This window comes from Alteromonas sp. DYW1 (assembly GCF_059752595.1).
Window position 1 is genome coordinate 1227906 of sequence record NZ_CM186038.1, and the last position, 17415, is coordinate 1245320.

Annotated in this window: 20 protein-coding genes; 5 read left to right on the forward strand and 15 right to left on the reverse strand. The window is 46.3% G+C overall.

Translation table 11 applies throughout. The annotated features are described in order from the left end of the window. Positions 1-3: 3 nt before the first annotated feature. Together AC121Z_RS05495 and AC121Z_RS05500 are read right to left on the reverse strand one after the other, a co-directional pair. The gene (locus tag AC121Z_RS05495; RefSeq protein WP_498127282.1) at positions 4-861 is read right to left on the reverse strand and encodes a TraB/GumN family protein; all 858 of its coding nucleotides are present in this window, start codon (positions 859-861) and stop codon (positions 4-6) included. Between the two features lie 79 nt (positions 862-940). Next, entirely contained in the window at positions 941-1186 is a 246-nt protein-coding gene (locus tag AC121Z_RS05500; protein ID WP_498127283.1) for a DUF6482 family protein, read from the reverse strand. Positions 1187-1284: 98 nt separating this feature from the next. Between AC121Z_RS05500 and AC121Z_RS05505 the strand changes: the two genes are divergently transcribed. After that, positions 1285-2235, forward strand: a complete 951-nt coding sequence (locus AC121Z_RS05505; protein WP_498127284.1) for a pirin family protein — start codon at positions 1285-1287, stop codon at positions 2233-2235. Positions 2236-2388: 153 nt separating this feature from the next. After that, entirely contained in the window at positions 2389-3489 is a 1101-nt protein-coding gene (locus tag AC121Z_RS05510) for a hypothetical protein (protein WP_498127285.1), read from the forward strand. A 77-nt stretch (positions 3490-3566) separates the two neighbouring features. Here AC121Z_RS05510 and AC121Z_RS05515 read toward each other — a convergent pair whose 3' ends face one another. Beyond that, complete coding sequence (locus tag AC121Z_RS05515; RefSeq protein WP_498127286.1) at positions 3567-4793, reverse strand: saccharopine dehydrogenase family protein; 1227 nt, start codon at positions 4791-4793, stop codon at positions 3567-3569. A 182-nt stretch (positions 4794-4975) separates the two neighbouring features. Between AC121Z_RS05515 and AC121Z_RS05520 the strand changes: the two genes are divergently transcribed. Then, positions 4976-6058, forward strand: a complete 1083-nt coding sequence (locus AC121Z_RS05520; RefSeq protein WP_498127287.1) for a DUF2855 family protein — start codon at positions 4976-4978, stop codon at positions 6056-6058. 5 nt (positions 6059-6063) lie between these two features. On the opposite strand, the gene AC121Z_RS05525 is transcribed toward AC121Z_RS05520, so the two are convergent. After that, complete coding sequence (locus AC121Z_RS05525; RefSeq protein ID WP_498127288.1) at positions 6064-6558, reverse strand: DUF2244 domain-containing protein; 495 nt, start codon at positions 6556-6558, stop codon at positions 6064-6066. 120 nt (positions 6559-6678) lie between these two features. Between AC121Z_RS05525 and AC121Z_RS05530 the strand changes: the two genes are divergently transcribed. Next, complete coding sequence (locus AC121Z_RS05530; protein WP_498128157.1) at positions 6679-7581, forward strand: sulfite exporter TauE/SafE family protein; 903 nt, start codon at positions 6679-6681, stop codon at positions 7579-7581. Positions 7582-7585: 4 nt separating this feature from the next. Here AC121Z_RS05530 and AC121Z_RS05535 read toward each other — a convergent pair whose 3' ends face one another. Next, positions 7586-7810, reverse strand: a complete 225-nt coding sequence (locus AC121Z_RS05535) for a hypothetical protein (RefSeq protein WP_498127289.1) — start codon at positions 7808-7810, stop codon at positions 7586-7588. 74 nt (positions 7811-7884) lie between these two features. Between AC121Z_RS05535 and AC121Z_RS05540 the strand changes: the two genes are divergently transcribed. After that, the gene (locus AC121Z_RS05540; RefSeq protein WP_498127290.1) at positions 7885-9219 is read left to right on the forward strand and encodes an alpha-amylase family glycosyl hydrolase; all 1335 of its coding nucleotides are present in this window, start codon (positions 7885-7887) and stop codon (positions 9217-9219) included. A 28-nt stretch (positions 9220-9247) separates the two neighbouring features. Here the strand turns inward: AC121Z_RS05540 and AC121Z_RS05545 are convergent, their stop codons facing one another. From AC121Z_RS05545 to AC121Z_RS05590, 10 genes are all read right to left on the reverse strand, one after another. Next, entirely contained in the window at positions 9248-10288 is a 1041-nt protein-coding gene (locus AC121Z_RS05545) for a serine hydrolase domain-containing protein (RefSeq protein ID WP_498127291.1), read from the reverse strand. A gap of 87 nt (positions 10289-10375) precedes the next feature. Then, positions 10376-12061, reverse strand: coding sequence for a Na(+)/H(+) antiporter subunit D (locus tag AC121Z_RS05550; protein WP_498127292.1), 1686 nt, complete (start codon positions 12059-12061; stop codon positions 10376-10378). Continuing rightward, positions 12061-12396, reverse strand: coding sequence for a hypothetical protein (locus AC121Z_RS05555; RefSeq protein ID WP_498127293.1), 336 nt, complete (start codon positions 12394-12396; stop codon positions 12061-12063). Before AC121Z_RS05555 ends, AC121Z_RS05550 begins: the two co-directional genes overlap by 1 nt. Next, entirely contained in the window at positions 12393-13922 is a 1530-nt protein-coding gene (locus AC121Z_RS05560) for a proton-conducting transporter transmembrane domain-containing protein (protein WP_498127294.1), read from the reverse strand. The genes AC121Z_RS05555 and AC121Z_RS05560 overlap by 4 nt, the downstream gene beginning before the upstream one ends. Beyond that, positions 13922-15427, reverse strand: coding sequence for a monovalent cation/H+ antiporter subunit D family protein (locus tag AC121Z_RS05565; protein ID WP_498127295.1), 1506 nt, complete (start codon positions 15425-15427; stop codon positions 13922-13924). Before AC121Z_RS05565 ends, AC121Z_RS05560 begins: the two co-directional genes overlap by 1 nt. Continuing rightward, positions 15424-15783, reverse strand: a complete 360-nt coding sequence (locus AC121Z_RS05570; RefSeq protein WP_100656790.1) for a cation:proton antiporter subunit C — start codon at positions 15781-15783, stop codon at positions 15424-15426. The genes AC121Z_RS05565 and AC121Z_RS05570 overlap by 4 nt, the downstream gene beginning before the upstream one ends. Continuing rightward, positions 15780-16205, reverse strand: a complete 426-nt coding sequence (locus AC121Z_RS05575; RefSeq protein ID WP_498127296.1) for a Na(+)/H(+) antiporter subunit B — start codon at positions 16203-16205, stop codon at positions 15780-15782. Before AC121Z_RS05575 ends, AC121Z_RS05570 begins: the two co-directional genes overlap by 4 nt. Then, positions 16192-16782 (reverse strand): DUF4040 domain-containing protein, encoded by a 591-nt coding sequence (locus tag AC121Z_RS05580; RefSeq protein WP_498127297.1) that lies wholly within the window; start codon positions 16780-16782, stop codon positions 16192-16194. Before AC121Z_RS05580 ends, AC121Z_RS05575 begins: the two co-directional genes overlap by 14 nt. Beyond that, the gene (mnhG, locus tag AC121Z_RS05585) at positions 16779-17105 is read right to left on the reverse strand and encodes a monovalent cation/H(+) antiporter subunit G (RefSeq protein WP_498127298.1); all 327 of its coding nucleotides are present in this window, start codon (positions 17103-17105) and stop codon (positions 16779-16781) included. Before mnhG ends, AC121Z_RS05580 begins: the two co-directional genes overlap by 4 nt. Beyond that, the gene (locus AC121Z_RS05590) at positions 17102-17404 is read right to left on the reverse strand and encodes an MrpF/PhaF family protein (protein WP_498127299.1); all 303 of its coding nucleotides are present in this window, start codon (positions 17402-17404) and stop codon (positions 17102-17104) included. Before AC121Z_RS05590 ends, mnhG begins: the two co-directional genes overlap by 4 nt. Positions 17405-17415 lie beyond the last annotated feature (11 nt).

The following is a 17415-nucleotide window of genomic DNA, read 5'->3' on the forward strand; positions in this document are numbered from 1 at the left end:
TTTTTATAGTTTCTCGATAATGTAGCCGTCAGCGTTAAGCATATTTAGGACACTGTCAGGCCCGGCAAGATGAAGTACTCCAACTAGCACAAACTCAGTCGTTTGATCTTCAAGCATGGCTTTTATTTGTGGGATCCATTGGGTATTTCGTGCAACCAATAAGTCGTTATATATCGCTGGAAACTTGGTCACCATTTCATCGATATTTGCAGCGGCTAAACCCTCCATATCTCCGGCTCGCCACTGTTCACGGAGTTCATCTACAGACGCTTTTAGTGTGTCTATTTCGGCCAATGTATAGGTGATCAACTGGTCTTCCTGACCACGTCCCAACCCGGCTAAAAATGCCAGTTGTTGATCGGGCGACTCCAACCACCCGGTTGCTTTGTTGTCTCCTAATGCCAGTGTTGAGAAGTATTTGTCAACGCCTTGCGAATTTAGGCCAATAACTTGAAACTCGAGCATGCTAAGCGTGATGGAAAGTAACGATGGCTTGAAGGATAAGAGATTTTCTACCGGCACGCCGCGTGCAGTTAAGTGTTGTTCAACCGCACTACTCACCGGTGCTGATAACGTATCTTTAAAGGTGCGACCATCTTGGTACGTCATTTCCTTGAGTGTTTTTTGTTGAAACTCCAGTGACTCTATCGCAGCCATATCGGTTTCAAAAATGAGTTTTTGCGCCTGCTCATAAGCCGTTTTGTACTCCCGCGGCAACGGATAATCGTCTTCGCTAAGGATGTGTACAGTGCCCCCAATGTAAACTGTGTTGCCCTGATGTGTGACTTTCCACACGGAAGCAGAGAAGGCTGGGAGAGAAAAAATAAGTAAACACGAAAACAATAATGATTTTAGGCGCATATGACTTTCCTGTGTTGTGGTCCTTTTTCTGCAAGGCTAAACACCGGGGCGCTAACAAGCAAGAGCAATTTGGTACAGGTTACCAGTCAATTTCCATTTCTAAAGGTTCGCTACCGGCCTCCATACCGCACATTTCATCATAGGGCGTCGCTTGTTTTAAGATAACTTTAGCGAAATTCTTGTTCGCAAAGTGGGAGCGAATTTCGTTTAGGCAATGGAACACCAATGGTTGGTTAGCATTGTCCATAATGACCTGGCGTTGAGAGTCGTGTTCAAGCGCTACGAGGTATGTACCGCCCTCAATTGATTCAATAAATAAGTTCATGCATTGCCTCCTGTTGATATTTTAAACGCTGCTTAATATGGAAAGATCACTACACTATAAGCAGGCGGTTAGCACAGCAGCGGTGCAAGCTGAAATAAATGCATAAATGGTATAAAAATCAGGTAGGGGGAGCCATGAGCCTTGAAGGTAAGTTAAAGGAAGAGGCAAGCTGTAAGTCAGGGGGGTGTGAAAAAATCAAAATTTTGATCACGCCGAAAGAAAAATCGCTAGGTGGCTTTTCAGTACGGCGGCTATTGCCAAGCCGTGAGCAACGCATGGTCGGCCCCTGGTTGTTCTTTGATCATATGGGGCCAGTCGTTTTTCCCGCCGGCGAGGGTATCAACGTACGACCACATCCGCATATCCATTTAGCCACGGTCACTTATTTGTTTACCGGTGAAATATTGCACCGAGATTCACTAGGTTCATTACAAGCGATTAAACCCGGCGATATCAATTTAATGATTGCCGGTTCTGGGATTGTACACTCGGAGCGTGAAAGTCCTGAGGTTACCTGCATTGAACACGAACTCCATGGTTTGCAATTGTGGTTGGCGTTGCCCGAAGAAGATCAGGACATGGCGCCAGAATTTATTCACTATCCCGAAGAAACTGTACCGCAAATTAATGTCGATGGTGCTACTGTAAGGGTCATCATGGGTGAAGCATATGGGGTTGTTTCACCCGTTAAGACGCTGGCGAAGACACTTTATTTCGAAGCTCACTTGCGAGCGACACAAAGACTTTCGGTAGCAGCTGCTGAACAACGTGCAATCTACGTGGCCGAAGGTGAAATCAGTATTGATGATGTGATAGTAAAGCAATACCAAATGGCGGTTTTATCATCTGAAAGTGACGTTGATATACTGGCGTTAACAGCGGCTAGAGTAGCGGTTATTGGCGGTGAAAAAATGGCACCACGAAAAATGTATTGGAATTTTGCTTCAACTGACACGAAAAGCATTGAGCGGGCGAAAGCTGATTGGCAAGCCGGTCGCTTTGCCAAAGTACCTGGTGATGAAAAGGAGTTTATTCCGTTACCGGAGTAAATCTGAAAAACGCTGTTTACTTTTAGCTCACCAGGATTGGAGCACCGTTGAAGGTTCGCTCAACCTGTGAGTATTGTCATGCCACAACTATCGGTTGGCGCACATCGCAATATCGCATAGGATGGAAGAGAGAAGTGTTGACTGAGATAATGCATGGATAACTCACTGACAACGAATGAAGATAAGCACAATGCAGAACGGCAGGCAATTGAACAGCGCGGATTATTGAATAGATTCTTAGCACGGTTCGAGCTGCCACTCATTAATCGAGCTGACAAATCGGATACTACGGAAACCAGAACGCTGTGGTGGCACGATTACAATTTCTCTCAGTTATGCTATTTCGTTGCGTTTTTGCTGATTATTTCGGAATTGGTTTTTAGCGATAACGTGAGCTTACTGGTGCCCGGGTTCGTGGCCTTTGTTGGATTGTTGCGCGAACTTGTCAACGTATTTCATCGTTTATGGGCCACTACGTTAGGTAAATCACTTATTTTGATTTTGTATGCTGGTACAGCCAACATTTCGATTGCTTACTCCGCGCTACAAATCAATCAAATCACTGGCGTTGAGCCGTCATCATTCGTGTTTACTTTGGGTTTTACCACACTGGTTTTGCTGCCTTTTTGGTTAACAATTGCGTCAACGTTGTTTTTTGGCTTGGCGATGGTAACAGCAAACGTTTGGTTAATTGTCCGTTTACCACTGCGTTTACTTGGTATTAAAACCGCGATCCATTGGGAGGATCGGCGTCGACCTCTGTTAACTATGGTATTGCGAATTATATTAATACCAATCGTCTTGATATCCATGTTTCATCTCACGACACCCTATTTTTCAAATGTTTATGTGCAAATGCCATTTGACGTCGCCGTAGTGGAAAAAGATGAATCCACCGATGAAGAGGCATTAGCGGAAATTGCTGCGGCGCCTGGGGTAAAAAACATGCTCGCTCATCCCAGCGTGCAAGCGAAGCTGTCCGAGGAAGAAAAGGCCTTACTGAATGAACAGCTGAATGAGCTTGATAGTGAAGACCAGAAACTTGCCGAAAAATCAAAGGCGATAGGTAAAGTTATTGCAGTTTTCCTATACAATTTAGAGGCTTACCCTCACAGCAAGTGCGTAAAACGTGCGGATCAGCGGTCCGCAATTTTAGACGAGAATCTCGCTTTGATGATCACGCAGGATCCGGCAGCTGATTATGGTTATGCCTTTGAAGTTGTGCAGTGTGAGCCGCGAGTTGCTGGCAGCTAGTTAATCGACAAAGCCTAGCCTGTAATGCTCAGGCTAGGCTTTGTCAGGTTCAATCAACTCAGGAGCGATAACGCGGTTTATGCGCCGTCAATAACTGAGAACGTCAATCCTGCATTATCTTGCAAGCGCACGATTAAATGTTCCTTGAACGCATACGCAGGCGTATGGAACCCACCCGGTACTTCCTGCATAGCGTCATCTTTAGCTAAGCATATTGCTGATTCAGCTAGCATTTTGGCGGTCGAGCCATACCCTGGGTCACGATCCCCAGTAACCTTAACGACTATTTTTTTGTTGCTGGGAGTTAGACCAAAGATGCGAAAATCAAAAAAGCCGTTTTCCTGTTCTTTCTCGCTTGGGCCTTCACCAGGCTTAGGTAAAATCGTATTTTCTAGAACCCAGCGCGTAGGGGGGATTGCAGCACCAATCATAAGGCCAGAGATGGCAGCAGTGACAGTCCAACCCATAATGCCACCTTTTGCATTTTTACCCGTCATCATGGCTTCGTCATAAATAAACCGCTCACCATACGCAGCACCCAATAAACCATTCGTGCGGTGGACCACTCGGGTATTGATACTTGCCATAATAAATGGGGCTATCCAACTGCCAGTTTCTTGCTCAAACTTCGCGTGTGAAAGATTACTTTGATAGGCTTTAAATGGATGTCCACTCGGACACAATGCATAGGGATTGGCCAACAGTTTACGTAATTTTGGATCACTGGATGCCTGTTTAACAACATTGATTAACGATGCGACAGTCCCCCCCGATGCGCCACCTTTCATCGCTTTGACGCGAGTTTTGACATGGTCACAATATTCGCCATATTTCTCCTTCGCGGCCATCTGTAGATAGTAAACACCTAAATCAGAGGGGATCGAATCAAAGCCGCAGCAATTGATGATACGAGCGCCACTATTCGCTGCCACCCCTTCGTACTTATCTAGCATGGCCCTGATCCATTGCGGTTCGCCCGTCAGATCGACATAATCTGTGCCATTTTCAGCGCAGGCTTTTACCATGGGCTCACCATAAAGGGCGTAGGGGCCGACCGTTGAAATGACGACTTTGGTCTGTACGGCAAGTGCATCGATAGATGCTTGGTCCTCAGCATCAGCAATAATTTGTGGAGTATCGGTTAACCCTAATTCTGTTGCGAGGTCGTCCAATTTGCTTTGCGAGCGCGCAGCAATCGCCCAGTTTAATGAACCATCACGGTAATTTTCTGTGAGATATCGGCAGGTGATCTTGCCGACAAAACTGGTCGCGCCGAAGACAACAACGTCAAAAGATTTGGTCATTTAGCATCTCTCCATCTAAGCTTTTGTTCATAGTAGGCGTTTAAGCAGTTTTTTTCGAATAAATCGTGGTGCAGCCCAACTATTCATAAAAGTGAGCGCGGTACGAAGTAAATGTGCCTAAAGTATCGATTATCAAATAATACCCAAAAGCGGGTTCCCTCGATCATTAAGGAGAACGAGTAATGTCATATTCACGCAGTGAGATAGAAGTGCAGAAGGATGCCTTAAAGAATTTACGTCAAGTTGACTCGGCACTGCATAATGAGTCAGACCCGCGCGCGGTAGTTCTAAAAATCGATGAATTTGGCTTTTCGTCCAACAATATTACTTATGCATTATTAGGCGACAAGTTTGGTTATTGGGGGTTTTTCCCAGCCTCAGAAGGCTATGGTATTACCCCCGTTTGGGGATTTGCGACGGTACTAGAGAGTAATACGCCCGAGTTGGAGGTAGGTGAGAAAGTATACGGTTACTTGCCCATGGCTAGTCACCTAGTGATCCACGCCGACAAAATCACTGAACATTCGTTTATGGATGCCCATCCGCAGCGAAAATCTATTTCACCGGTTTACGACCAATACATCAGATGTAACAGTGATCCCACACATAATGAGGCGCTATCCGCTTGGACGCTTAATTTCAGACCTTTGTTCACAACGTCGTTCGTGTTGGCCTATGCGTTACAGGAACGCAAGTGTGGTGATGACGCGGTAATTTGGTTTACCAGCGCCTCAAGCAAGACAGCCTACGGGACTGCACAAATTCTGCGCGAGATATTACCTAACGCTCAGCTAATCGGAGTGACGTCGACGAAACAGAAAGGTTTTGTTGAAGGCACTGGCTGTTATGATTCGGTTATGGAGTATGCGGCGGTCACTACTGATGCGATGGGGGCGAATGATTGGTGTTTAGACTTTGCGGGTGACCAAGCGCGATTGACGCAATGGCGCGCAAGTCATGCGAATGCCAAAGCGCTCACTTTGCTGATTGGTGCCACGGACGTGGGGGCGCAAAGTATCGCAAATACGAGTACTGTCGGACATGTATTTTTTGCGCCCGACGAAGTTCGTCGCTTCAACAAAGAGTGGGGCCCGAAAGAATTTCAACAACGCTATGTGCGCCATTGGCAGAGTTTTATTGAGCATTTTCAAACGATCCTGAGCACGGAAGAACATGTCGGCGAACCAGCGATAGTGCAACAATATCAGGCCTTTGTGGACGGTCATATTGACCCATCAGTGATGCATGTAATGCGATTCGCGTGAACGAACTACTGATTTTTCCACCAATGCGTACGACACATTGGCACTCCAGTATTGCGTAAACGCTCAATCAATAATTTACGATCACTGAGACTGAGAAATGCACCGATGCGTATGGTGCGATGGGGAGTGACTAACTGAATGTCAGGTAGGTGCCAGTCTTGTTCAGTCTCTTCCACCTCCAAATGCAATTCATCGCGCTGTAATGTGATCCGCTGTCGTTGTTTAGCTGACAGTCGGCTTTCTACGATTATTTCATCTTTGCCGAGTTTAACCGTCTCGCTGCGATAGGTTTTTTGCGATACTCGATACATAATGTACACCAATAGCCCAACTTCGAGGCCTGCAAAGGGTAAAATAACCCAAGCACCCACAAGCGCCCAAGCGGTCGCTATTAGGAGTACTAAAAGCGTCATTGTCAGCATAAGCCACTTGGTGTTTAACCAAGTCGCTGAGCGGTTTGGCGTCAGTCGAATCGTGGTTATGCCACTTTCGTTTTGCATGAATTCTACCATTCAGTTATTACAGGCATTATGAACCAAATGATCAAGCTTATACGTATTGGCAGCGAAGAAAATTTCTGGCACATTCAGCGCCACAGAAAATAAAGGATAAATTTGCCGTTGTTCAACCTCATTAAACGCCATCCCGTTCGCTTATGTTTATTGCTGGCTTGGCTCACTTTATTGTTCAGTATACCGAATACCCTAGAGCTAATTGCTGGCTACGGTAGCTTTGCTGCGCTGGGTATTACCGGCGCAATCTTTGCCAATGCCACGGGTGCGGGCGGTGGCGTAGTTTTCGTCCCCTTTTTTAATCATTTGGGCTTTTCTGCCACGACGATTGTAGCCACAAGTTTCGCGATCCAATGTTGTGGAATGACAGCGGGCGCTGTTACTTGGTATCGTTATTATCTTGATTCTCAGCGCCAGTCTGCAGATTGGCAAATGTTGGCGAAAACACTATTAATTACTGTGCCTACCAGTTGGTTAGGTATTGCAATGGTCCAATATGCGGAATTTCGTGGCTGGTTTAATTTGCATGCCAGTGGTGTCGATCAATTGCATCTGTGGTTTGGGGTGTTCTCCGTACTGCTAGCTCTCGCGATTTATGCTTCCATCCCTTTGCTTAAAAGGACAGTCTTTAGTCAACACCTGCAGCGGTATGACTCACTATTACTCGCCATCACGGGGGTAGTTGGTGGTGCAATTACCGCATGGTTATCGGTCGGTGTTGGTGAATTGGTTGCCGTGTATCTTATTATTCGAGGCTTCAATGTGACATTTGCTATCGCCGTCGCCGTGATACTCAGCGCGCTGACGGTTTGGTCAGCCATTGGTTACCACATATTCGCCACAGAAGCCGTTTATTGGCCTGTTGTGTTGTTTGCGGGAGCCGGCGCTGTAATTGGTGGCATCATCGCTAAACGTGTGGTGTTAATGTTTTCCGCGACCAAACTCAAGGTCTTCTTTGCAACGTGGGTGCTAATTTTAGGCCTAAGTGGGCTGCCGTCTGTACTGAGCTAATCGATTACGGATTTTCTTTACCTACAACTTCCTGTCGCTCGCGCTCATAGGTTTCATAGTCTTTGCGGTAGCGAGCTTCACATTCTTCTTTTTGAGCACCATAAAGCGTTTGGCAGGTTTGTAAGCGGTTTTGTTGTGCTGCATCGTACAAGGATTTTGAGCTGCATCCTGAGAGAATTAGATAGAATGCAGAAAAAACTAACATTAGTCGCTTATGTGATTTTTCCATATTTGTAATCGTCACTGTTAAAACTGTCTGTATGACCTATGCTTTAGAGTATTGTTCCATAATTGCTTGTATAAATGTCGATACCGCGTTTTCCTGTTTCAGAGTATTCTCACGTTACGCACCCAGAATGGAGTTATACCGCAGGTATCTATCAAATCAATACCCGGCAATTTTCGCCACTCGGTGATTTTGTCAGCATTATTCCTGAGTTGCCAAGAATTCAGCGTCTAGGCGCCGACATTGTGTGGTTGATGCCGATCCACCCCATTGGCGAAAAAAATCGCAAAGGCACTTTGGGTAGTCCATATGCGGTGAGAGATTTTCGCGCGATTAATCCAGAATTTGGTGATGCTGCCCAGCTCCAACAACTGGTCGATGCCGTTCACCAGCTCGACATGAAGATCATTATCGACTGGGTGCCCAATCACAGTGCCTGGGATAATCCATTAGTCGAGGAACACCCAGAATGGTACGCCACCGATCACAAAGGGGACTTTCGCCCCTCACCTTGGTGGGACTGGTCTGACATTATTGAGTTTGATTATCGCCAACCGGCACTGCGCGAATATATGATCGAGGCGATGTGTTATTGGATTAATACCTATGATATTGATGGCTTTCGCTGCGATGTGGCAGGCTACGTACCGAATGACTTTTGGCGTCAAGCCAGGACAGCGTTGGATAGGATAAAACCCGTATTCATGCTAGCCGAATGGGAAGCCCGTGACTTACATGAGTATGCGTTTGATATGACGTATGCCTGGTCCTGGAATGAGATAATGCACGGCATCGCGGCACAAAAGGTAACATTGAATAAACTACGTCAATACTATTCGTGGAATGAACGCGCTTGGCCTAGAGACGCCCTGCGCATGACGTTCGTTAGCAACCATGATAAGAATGCCTGGGATGGTACGCAATATGAACAGTTTGGTGAAGCCTTAGATGCTGCTATTGTGTTATCCGTATTAGGGGAGGGCATGCCTCTGATCCATAATGGTCAAGAGGCTGGTGAAACTAAACGATTAGCTTTCTTTGAACGCGATCCTATTGCTTGGCAAGCGCACTATATTGGCGACTTGTATACCCAGCTAATGGCACTCAAAAAAGCCCATACCCCCTTGCATAACGGTACACACGGGGCAACGATGCTACAAGTAGAAAATGATCAAATGGACAGGGTTTTCTCATTTGTACGACAGGACGAAAATTGCGCGGTATTGGTGGTGTTAAATTTGAGTTCAGAAGAGATGGAAACGACGCTGGCTAGCGATTTAATCACAGGGCAGTGGCGCGAGATAAGGCTGAAAACTAAGAATGCAGCGGTTGAGCATCAGGCGATTGATAATCATGCAGTGGCCCATATAGCCCTAATGCCGTGGCACGCAAGAGTCTGGCTTAAGTCTTAACTGGGCTTGAAACTTTACCGGTGAACACTCAGTTCTTGGCTGCAGATTGCTGCTGCTCAACGATAGCTAGGATCCGACTGTACATCAATTCGGTAAAGCTCCACGACATACCTCCTCCGGTATTGACGAATTGCACGATCACGGTATCGATTTCAGGATGGTACCAAGCTTGGCTCGAGTAACCGGGTAAGGAGCCGGTATGACCTCGAGGATATAATTGATTATAAATCGTTTGTTCCGTTTTATTGAGTAAAGACCCATCATTTAATGCGCGAATAAATATGCCCACATCACTCGCAGTGGCTATCATCGATCCGCCAGCATGCACATGATTGTTGTGCTTTAAATCGGGCTCATAGCCGACAAAGTAACCACTCGTCAGTTTTTGGGTATCGACTTCACTCAGCAAGCTGTAGGTATTACTTAGGCCGAGTTTTTCAACAATGTGAGTCCGAATATACTGGTGATGGCTATAACCTAAGGTGTTATCCAGTATTCTGCCAAGAAAATAGTAATTCGTATTCGAGTAGCCATAATCAGCTTCAGGTTTAAAGCTTTCGGGTTGATCAAGAATCAATGCCATCACTTCATCAGTGTGTTTATACAGGTCACTCCAAGGATAGTCTGGATGGTCTGTATAGTTTGCAAGACCACTGGTGTGATTGATCAGCATTTTCAAAGTGATTGCACGTGCATTAGCAATACGGTCGGCGTACTCAGGAAAGAACTCGGCTAATGTAGTGTCTAAGCTTAGCTGCTGCTCAGCAATCAATTTGCTCGTTGCGGCAGCAATGTAGAGCTTACTTATACTGGCAATTTTAAATAATCCCTGAGGGTCAATCGGAATTTTTTGCGCTCTATTTTTCCATCCAGCGACATACAACTCGGGCTCAGTGTTCGGTCGGTCAACATACACAATTATTCCATCGAGCTGGTAGTTGTGTACTTGGTTAACCTGTTGCTGGATAGAATCTGACGTGGGTGTTAACCACGCCCACAAGAATGCCCAAGGCACGAATGCCAGAGAACCAATGCCAATAAGCAACATTACAGCTCTAAAAATAAGCATCGGTTTCAATCGCACAGTTCTCACCAAAGCTATCGGTTGTTGAGTAAAATTTGCAGTTCGCCGGCGCGAACTGCATTCGAGATAATACTATTTGCTGAACAGTTCGACCAAAATCCCAATGACGATCACGATAACAAACAAATAGGCCATGCGACGCGTCAGCTCGGTGCCGGTTGCACTGCTTTCGGTATCCATATCGGGTAACTGATCGAGAATGGTATTCCACTGCTGATTAATCACTCGTTTGGTCGCCGACAGGGTGGAGCGGATCGCCATACTAAAGGACGGTAGTAATCTTCGATACAACCATTCCACATCCAAATTAACACTGCGCAGCTCTGGTGGATACAAACCTTGACGATTGAGCCAAACAAACGCCAAGGCAGAAAAGAAGAGTAACTGTAATTGCGTTAATGTGTGGGTTATGTCATAAGGCTGATAGGAATTTTCCCACGGCAGCAGCTGATATACCAACTGCGGGTATGAGCCAATGGCGATACATAATACCGAGGCTATGAACATAGCTATAAGCATGTTAGTGGGCGCCTCTTTAGGGCGCAGTCCTGAATCATGGGCGAAGAATGCGAAGAACGGGATCTTTATCCCTGCGTGGTGGAATACACCAGCAGACGCGAACAATAGCATTAACCAGAGATACTCATGGCCGGCTTCTATCATCGCCGCCATAACCATACTTTTGCTCACAAATCCGCTAAACAATGGGAACGCAGAAATTGATGCAGCCCCAACAATACAAAATACTGTGGTTTTGGGCATGGTTTTATACAATCCACCCAGGTCGGAGCCTTTCACATGACCGACCCGCATGAGCACCGCGCCCATGGTCATAAACAGCAAGCCTTTAAATATCACATCATTAAAAGCGTGTGCCACCGCGCCATTGAGCGCAAGTGCTGTGCCAATGCCAATCCCACATACCATAAAACCTAACTGGTTAATTAGGCTGTAAGCCAATACTTTACGTAAATCGTTTTCAATTACCGCATAGAATATCGGGAAGCAGGTCATTGCCGCTCCAATATAAACTAACAACTCTTCACCCGCGAAGGTGCGGGCAAGCGCGTAGATAGCTACTTTGGTTGTGAACGCTGATAAGAATACAGTACCGGTCGGAGTGGCCTCTGGATAGGCGTCAGTCAGCCAGGTATGCATAAATGGGAAGGCTGCTTTGATACCGAAAGCAATAAATAACAACCAGCTGGCAGTGCCAGACAAACCCACATGCTGAATGGCTAAGCTATTACCCTGTTGTGCGAGCATAATAGCACCGGCTAACAGGAGTACGCCGGAAAGTACCTGAATAATGAGATAACGGTTTCCAGCGCGCAAAGCCGATGACGTACGCCGTGCCCAGACTAAAAAGACCGACGTTAATGCAAGTAACTCCCAGAATACGAATAAGGTTATAAAATCTGCAGCGAAAACGGCTCCCAAGGCGCTACCCGCATATAATAATCCGGCTACTTGTTGTACTTTGTCTTCAACATGCAGGGAATAAATAAGCGAAAGTAAGGCCGCAATATGGAAAAGATAACCAAACATCATGGCGAGTTTGTCGACTGAGAGTAAACCTAATTCAAAGCCCAATACCTCAATGTTAACGGCACTCACTGCGTCCAACGTCAAGTGCATATTCAGAGCGCCCCAAATCGGCACCAGCAAAAGCAATAACCGCGCTCGCCCAGTCAGAATACCGGCAAATAGTGCGGCGATAAAAAAGATGACAAAGGGCGGAAGATTATCAATCCACATTAATCTAATCTCCCATTGCTACCTGCCGCACTGTTTTCGTCAGTATTAGCGGGCTCATAATAGTCTTCACCCCGCATCAGCATGATGCGCATCACCTTTGCCAGTAAAACCAACACAACGCACGCGATAAAGCCATACAGCGCGTAAAAGGTAGGGATGTTTTCAAAGCTCACATAGATATGCCGGTGAACCACGAAATCGAGGATTACCAACACCGCACATAATCCATAAAATACGCGCAATATCCACTTTATTGTGTCGGGTTTATCAAAAAATCCAGGATGGTCTCCATCAGTCTCTGGGTGCGTCTGAGAGGGTTTTTCATGCAAATTCATTGTGACGAAGCTCCTAGACTAGTAGTCGGTAGCACGACTTGAAGATCATTGGGTAATGCGGCGTTAGCTAGCTGATAAAACAGCTCTGGGGCAAAGAATAGATAAACACACAATGCGGCCGGGATCAGCATGCCGATCAAGCAGGGTAAGGGTGCCTCGTTATACTGCTTTTCTGATAGCGGCTGAGCAAAGAATGCGCGCACCGGTATGACCAATAAATAGGCAATATTCAACAGCGAACTCAGCATTAAGGTCAGCATTAGCCCCCAACCAATAATCGCATTCCCAGTAAAGTTGGAAACGCCTGAGATTAAATACCATTTACTCCACATGCCACCGAACAAAGGAATGCCAATGATTGACAGCGTAGCAATGAAAAACAGGGTAAACGTTACTGGCATGTAACGGCCTAAACCATCCAGTTCGCTGACCTGCGTTTTATGTGTAGCGACCAAGATAGCACCTGCGGCAAAAAACAACGTTATTTTAGCAAAGGCGTGCATTGCAATATGCAATGAACCGCCCAGCAAACCCATTGAGTTAGCCAGTAATGCACCGAGGATTATGTAGCTCAACTGACTGATAGTGGAGTATGCTAAACGCTCTTTTAGATTGTCTTTGGTCATGGCTATTAATGAGGCAACGACAATCGTGATCATTGGCAACCAGAGCAACCAGTGGGTGCTGGTGGTTTGACTTAGAAAGTCAGGGCCAACCACAAACATAACAATTTTCAGAATACTAAATACCCCGGCTTTCACTACCGCGACAGCATGCAGTAAAGCACTCACAGGGGTTGGCGCAACCATCGCTGCTGGCAGCCATTTATGCATTGGCATCATACCGGCTTTGCCAATTCCGAGCAGGAATAAAAGCATTAATGGCGCTAACCAAGCAGGATCTAACTGACCGGCGAGAAAACCGCCAGCCTTAAAATCGAGGGTACCAGTGATGCTGTAAACGATAATAACGGCGGGCAAAAAGAAGACAATGGAAGAACCCATGAGTAGGGTTAAATAAGTGCGTCCGCCTTTACGCGCTTTGCTCGTACCAGCGTGGGTAACCAGCGGATAGGTTGATACCGTCAATACTTCATAAAATAAGAATAACGTTAAGAGATTGTTTGAGTAAGCGATCGCCATCACACCCGCGAGCGCGATCGCAAACAGCATGAAAAACCGGGTTTGATTTTCCTCATGATGACCACGCATATAACCAATCGCGTAAATACTGGTAACGATCCATAAACCACTCGCAATAAGTGCAAACATTACCCCGAATGGTTCAACGCCAAAAGCGATGGCTAGGCCAGGCATCGGCTCGGCAAGCGTTACGCTAAAATTCTCGGCCTCTGGCAATGCTAAATAAATAAGGATGTTAAGCGTAAACAGTAGCACTGCAGCAATGATAGTTACGCCTTCGCGGACATTCGGCTCTTGATCGAGACGGCTAATAATCAGCGCCGCAGCTAACGGCACTATAAAGCTAAGCAAGAGCAAATTGTCCAATGCAAATAGGGCTCCCATTACAAGCCTCCTTGCTGACTAAACAGCGCCTTGACCGCTGTTTCTGCTGCGTGTCGAGAAAAGTCCGTGTCGAGCCCAAAGTAGACACACCCAATAACGGCTAACCATAAGGCGATACTCATACTGGCTGGGGTATGCGCAACATCTTCAGTACCTGGACTCACATGATGAACATGAGGTTTTTCAGCGCGGGCAAAGTATAAGGATTCAATCATCTTCCAAACATAAAGGATAGCGAGTACTGAGCCGGCAAGGACAACTAAAACTACATACCAACGGCCGACTTCCAAGGCGCCAGAGATGAGATACCACTTACTGATAAACCCAACAGTTCCGGGCATTCCAATCAGGCTTAAGCCAGCGATAGCTAAGGCTAACAACGTGCGTGGATCATCCCGACCTAAGCCACGTAAATCTTTTAGATACGTGGTGTTAGCGCGATAAAGAAGGATGCCAGCCACCATAAACAAGGCAGCTTTCATTAAGGCATGATTAAACAAATGCAGCAAACTGGCTGTCATCGCCGTTTGATTGACCAATCCAATACCAACCACCATATAGCCAATTTGAGCGACTGACGAATATGCGAGTAAACGTTTCATATCGAGTTGCCCAAAGGCTCTAAACGAACCATACAAAATACCGACGCAGCCCAAACCCACTAATAGATCGGGGAGTACAATGGTGGTCCAATACTCCATGGGGTAGACGTTAAATAAGCAACGGATCAGAACATAGATAGCAACTTTGGTCGCACTAGCCGCTAAAAACACACTGACTACCGATGGTGCTTGACTATAGCTCGAGGGCAACCAACTGTGGAGCGGAAATATAGCTGCTTTGAGTGCGACTCCCACCAGGATAAATGCGAGTGATGTAGTCACAAGCTGTTGGTCCTGATAGTTGCCAAATCGCGCGAGAATATCTGCCATGTTAAGACTGCCTGAAGCGGCATATAGCATCCCAACCCCAATCAAAAAGAAGGTCGCTCCCATGGTGCCCAGCACGAGATAGTAGAAAGCAGCGGTAAGGGCCTTGCGGTGTTTACCCATGGCGATTAATGCATAGGATGAAAGTGATGAGATCTCTAGGAATACGAACAAATTAAAAATATCACCCGTTAATGCAATGCCGAGTAAGCCTAATAAGCACAATTGAAATGTGGCATAGAACAGTGGCACAACATGCTCAGATATCTCTTTTTCGACACTCTTGGGTGCATACAGCATGGCAAGACTGGCCATTGCTGAGATGATCACAGCGATTAAAGCATTCAGCGCATCGATTTGATATTCAATGCCCCATGGCGGCCGCCAACCACCGAGTTCGTAATGCAGGACCTTACCCCCGACCACGTCAGCCAGTAACCACAAGGACAATCCGAAGCACACTAAACTTAAGACAAACGACAAAAACCATGCAACCCCTTTACCCCTTAACATTGCGGTAATGGGGGCACAGATTAAGGGCAGTACAACCAGTAAAACCGTTAACTGTGCGTTCATTCTTCAGCATCCTTTTGTAGTACTTCATCTTCTTCAATCGTACCGTAAGCTTCTTTTATCCGAATGATGAGAGAGAAGCCCAACGCGGTGGTCGCAACACCAACCACAATCGCCGTTAACATTAATACTTGCGGCAGTGGGTTAGAGTAAATGGTAAAACCTTCCGCGACGATTGGAGCGGTGCCGCCTTCAACCTTACCTAAACTGACATAAAACAGGATTACGGCAGTTTGGAAAACAGCTAGCCCTGCCATTTTTTTTATCATGTTTGAGCGGCTCATCAGGGTATATAGCCCGACCATCATGACTGCAATAATTAGCCAGTAATTAATGTGACCAATGATATATTCGATCATTTAGGCGCAATCCTTCTGGCAAAAGTAAAGAAAATCAGTAGCATCACTGAACCAACGGTAATACCGACGCCGAGTTCAATGAGGATAATGCCCACATGCTGGCCATTGACCGACTCATCAGCCAGTACGCTGTAGTCCAAAAAATTACCCCCTTTAAGCATCGACGCTATGCCAACACCTGCGTATAGCAAGACCCCAATACAGGCAGCGATACGCAGTTTTTCATCGGGTAAGATCCGTGCAGTTGCATCTAATCCATACACCAATGCGTAGAGTAAAAACGCAGAGCTAAATATCACGCCGGCCTGAAACCCGCCGCCAGGGCTATAGTCACCATGAAACTGAACATAGAAGGCGAAGAGTAAAATAATTGGAACCAACCACTTAGTAATGACTTTTAGGATCAAATTATCCGGCGTCATGTTCACCTCCAGCATCATTTGGCTTTGGCTGGCTTGGTTTGACGCGGACTTTTTCGCGCCGACTGAGTAGCATCAATATCGCTAGTCCGGCAGTCAAGACTACGGTCACTTCTCCTAACGTGTCGAAGCCACGATAACTGGCTAATACTGCGGTAACCAAATTGGGTACACCGGTTTCGGCCTGCCCAACACGAATGTAATAGCTTCCCACTTCTTTGTGCGGTGCAGCGTCGGGATCGCCAAGCTCAGCAATGTCGTGGGTGCCATAAACCAGTGCGGCACCCATTACGAAGGATAATAGTAAAGGACCTTTTTTCGTGTGCGAATCAGTTCTGGCTTCATGACCATTGCGGATTGAGGCTAATGTAACCAGCATCAGTACTGTAGAAATACCGGTGCCCACTGCTGCTTCCGTAAAAGCGACGTCTGGGGCATCTAATACAACAAATACACCCGCAACCAGCAAACTGTATAGACCAAACAACATAGCCATGGCGAGCAAATGACGTACACGCAGAATAGCGATAGCCATAATCAGTAAAAAGATGAGCAAGATCAGATTGATTATCAGACTCATGCTTGATCACCTCCCTTGGTTGGCATTGCTTCGTCTGTGCTGCGCAACCCATAGCGCCATGCATTATTGGCCAATGCAAACGAAGATACCGGTGAAGTAAACAGTAAGAACATGAAGACAAAAATAAGCTTAAAGATAACTAAACTTAAGCCAGCTTGAATCGCCAAGCCAAAAAATATAAGGAAGCTGCACAAGGTATCGGTAATCCCAACGGCATGCAGTCGAGTGTACATGTCGGGAAGGCGAAACATGCCAATTCCACCGACGAGACTGAGGAAGCATCCCAAAGCAATCGATAAAACACTTAACACATCAAGGATCATAATGGATCTCCAGACTGCTCATGCTCACGACTATCAGCAAAAAACTTACCGCGCTCAACGAGCCGCAGAGCAGCGACCACGCCGATGAAGTTGAGTAGCGAATAGAGTAATGCAATGTCTAACAGATCGGGGCGCCCCGAAAAAAACGCAAATACTGAGACCAGCAAAACCGCCTTAGTCCCAAACATATTTACCGCCAGAATACGATCGAACACCGTTGGCCCTAATAATGCTCGCGCAACCGCAAGCGCCATTGTGATCATGATGGCGATACCTGCAACTAAATAGACAGTCGTCATGGAAAGCTCCA